This is a genomic window from Dolichospermum sp. LEGE 00246, from assembly GCF_015207865.1.
In the GTDB taxonomy this organism is placed as follows: Bacteria; Cyanobacteriota; Cyanobacteriia; order Cyanobacteriales; family Nostocaceae; genus Dolichospermum; species Dolichospermum heterosporum.
On sequence record NZ_JADEWA010000552.1, the window covers coordinates 1 to 3185 of the forward strand.

At 39.0% G+C, this 3185-nt stretch carries 3 protein-coding genes, 1 pseudogene and 1 riboswitch; all 4 genes and pseudogenes read left to right on the forward strand.

What is annotated here, in order from left to right:
* Positions 1-197 (forward strand): hypothetical protein (locus IQ228_RS26930; protein WP_228044046.1); only part of this gene is annotated, 197 nt, incomplete at its 5' end.
* Between the two features lie 169 nt (positions 198-366).
* Positions 367-563, forward strand: a riboswitch (cyclic di-AMP (ydaO/yuaA leader).
* Between the two features lie 98 nt (positions 564-661).
* On the forward strand, positions 662-1507 hold the full coding sequence (gene ntrB / locus IQ228_RS23810) for a nitrate ABC transporter permease (protein WP_027401592.1): 846 nt from the start codon (positions 662-664) through the stop codon (positions 1505-1507).
* An 82-nt stretch (positions 1508-1589) separates the two neighbouring features.
* The gene (locus IQ228_RS23815) at positions 1590-3032 is read left to right on the forward strand and encodes an ABC transporter substrate-binding protein (RefSeq protein ID WP_027401591.1); all 1443 of its coding nucleotides are present in this window, start codon (positions 1590-1592) and stop codon (positions 3030-3032) included.
* Positions 3033-3049: 17 nt separating this feature from the next.
* A pseudogene (locus IQ228_RS23820) lies at positions 3050-3185 on the forward strand (ABC transporter ATP-binding protein); the annotation flags it as partial.

Genomic DNA, 3185 nt, shown 5'->3' on the forward strand with positions numbered 1-3185 from the left:
TCCCTAACCCTCCCCTCCTTTACAAGGGGAGGGAACTGGATTTTCTTGTTTCAATAAAACCAAACTGTGTAAAGAAACGTAAAATCCCTGAAAACTTCTTTACTCTTGCCTCTTGCCTTGCTATGACGACAATTTTCAACGCTAACCTACTTAAGGGGAGTAACAATATGATGAAAATTACGGGATACCACTTTTAAAACATCCTCTAAGGGATACATGGATTTCAAACCCTTGATTTTTCACTAGTTCACGCAGGTAGACTTAGCCTGTGTAGTAGCGATTTATAATCGCCGGAAACTATTATTCATGACGAATACTGATGTTATTACTGAATATAAATGTTAATGTTCTATCATGATTCAGAATTGAGTAAGTCAGCTTAATCCAGTACATTTAATGTAATAGTGCTGGAACGGAGGAACCAAATTGTGGGGCGTATTTTTGTCTTGACTAATTCAGGAATTTAAGATTTAAAACTCAAATCAAATCTAAAATCAAGCAAAAAAAGGTATCTCTCAACCTTAGCCCGTCAGCTAACTTCGTAGGCATTGAGAGGAGACTGAAAAGACAGAATTTTAATTATTTCTGATCTTATCAGTGTCCAAGGTTGGTACTAGTTAATGTTTCCATAACCAAGCTTAACTCTGCTGAGGTGAAATAAATGATATTGCAACTAAATTTAGCTGCCATTGTTGCAGTTGCTGGAAAAGCTATTTGGAGAAAAACCAAACCAGTAATTTTTCAAGATACTTTCATATTTCCCGCACTGGGCTGTTTAGGAATTATTTTATTGTGGTGGGTAGTAGCACTAGCTAACCATGAATTAATGCCCACACCACCGGAAGCTTTAATTGCTAATTGGGACTATATCTTACATCCATTCTATGAGAGAGGTCCAGGTGATTTAGGAATTGGTTGGTTATTATTAGCCAGTTTACGGCGGGTAATATTAGGATTTGGTTTAGGGGCATTAGTAGCAATTCCCTTGGGTTTTTTGATTGGAATTTCGAGACCCGCAATGCTGGCTTTTAATCCCATTATTCAGATTTTCAAACCTGTATCACCCTTAGCCTGGTTGCCAATTTCTTTATCTCTGTTTAATTTAGCAGATCCTTCCGCTATTTTTGTGATTTTCATTACTTCCCTCTGGCCAACTATTATTAATACAGCATTAGGAGTTTCTAGTGTACCAAAAGACTATTTAGATGTAGCACAAGTTTTAGAAATGCCCCGTTGGCGACAGATTACTAAAATTATTTTACCTGCCAGTTTGCCTTATATTTTTACAGGTTTGCGAATTAGTTTAGGTATTGCTTGGTTGGTAATTGTGGCTGTAGAAATGTTGACAGGTGGCATAGGAATTGGCTTTTTTGTTTGGGATGAATGGAGTCGTTTAAATCTGAGTTCTGTATTTTTAGCAGTGTTTATAATTGGCTTAACTGGGTTGGTTTTAGATTACGGTGTGGGCAAACTTCAAGAGTTAGTTACTCACCGTCCAGGAAATTAATGATTTAAACGCTGATAGAAGATGATGAACGCGGATAAACGCAGATGAATTTGTACTTTCATAAAATCCCAAATGATAAATTATGACTGAAAATCATTTAACTCGCAGAGATTTTATTGCAGGAATAGGGGCGACAACTGCGGGAATAATATTATCATCCTGTGCTGTTTCGGGAGATAAATCTGCGAAGGGACTAACAGAAGAAGCTTTAGCGGTGATACCAGTAGTCAAATCCCAAGATTTAGAAAAACCGGACATTACTGTTGGTTATGTTCCTGTTAATGATTGTGCGCCATTTGCGATCGCTTGGAAAAAAGGATTTTTCCGCAAATATGGCTTAAATGTTACACTCAACCGCGAAGCCAGTTGGGCTACCTCCCGCGACGGCTTAATTTTCGGTCGTCTCGACGCTTCCCCCGTCGTCTCCGGTGCTGTTACCAACGCTAGAATAGGTGCAGAAGGGGCGCGTCATGCCCCCTTGTGTGCGGCAATGACCATCCACCGACATGGTAACGCCATGACCATGAATAGGGATATGTGGGACTATGGCATTCGTCCCTGGTATGAATATCAACAAAAATACGGTGATGGGGCTTTAGAAGCCTTTGGGAAGGACTTTCGCGGCTATTTTGACAAACAACCCCCAGAAAAGAAAATCTGGGCTGTAGTCCTCAGTTCTGCCATTTATGAATACTTTGCTCGCTATCTTTCTGCTGCTGCGGGTGTTGATCCTCTTAAAGAATTTCGGGTCATAATTGTTCCACCACCGCAAATGGTAACAAACATGAGAATTGGGGCAATGCAAGCTTACATGGTCGCCGAACCTTGGAATACTAGAGCAATTACAGGTAATGAAGGTATCGGTTTTACCTTTGCTCAAGGTAAGGAAATTTGGCACGGACATCCAGATAGACTCCTGGGTGTAATGGAATCTTTTATTGTTAATTATCCTAAAACCTACCGTTCTTTGGTAAAGGCAATGATTGAAGCTTGTCAATATTGTAGTAAACCCGAAAATCGTCAAGAAATAGCCGAATTACTGACAGAACGTTCTTTCACTGGGGCAAAACCTAAAACGCCAGGTGTGCCTATTACTAAGTTTACTGGACCGGGAATTATTGGCAATTATAATTATGGTGGTTTTGATGGCAAAGACCGCACTATTAAAGCAGATGATACCACAATTTTTTATGATCTTCCTAACAGTATTCCCCTCGAAAAAGGGGAACATTCTACATTTTTATGGCGTTCTCGAAGTCTTTGGTTAATGACTCAAGCAGCACGGTGGGGACAAATCAAAGAAATTCCTAAAAATGCTGAAGAAGTAGCCGCAAAAGGTTGGAGAACCGATTTATATCGAGAGATAGCCACAGAAATGGGAATTGAATGTCCCAAGGATGATTATAAAGTTGAACCTCCTGAAGCATTTATAGATAAAAAAGGATTTGATCCTAGTGATCCTGTAGGATATCTTCATAGTTTTGATATTCGTGCTAATTCTCCCTCTCAGTTTTTTCTCTCTTAAAAAATAGGTAATTAATCATGGAATATACAACTTTACCACATAATACTACTACAGAAACTTTGCCCCGTAATGGATTTTTAGAAATCGAAAATTTAGTTAAATCCTATCCAACCCAGGACAAGGGAAAATTCACAGTTTTAGATCATGTTAATT

What these genes read in the sequence shown, in the direction of transcription:
- ntrB (WP_027401592.1), top strand. Translation starts at nt 662, where the DNA reads ATGATATTGCAACTAAATTTAGCTGCCATTGTTGCAGTTGCTGGAAAA.
- IQ228_RS23815 (WP_027401591.1), top strand. Translation starts at nt 1,590, where the DNA reads ATGACTGAAAATCATTTAACTCGCAGAGATTTTATTGCAGGAATAGGG.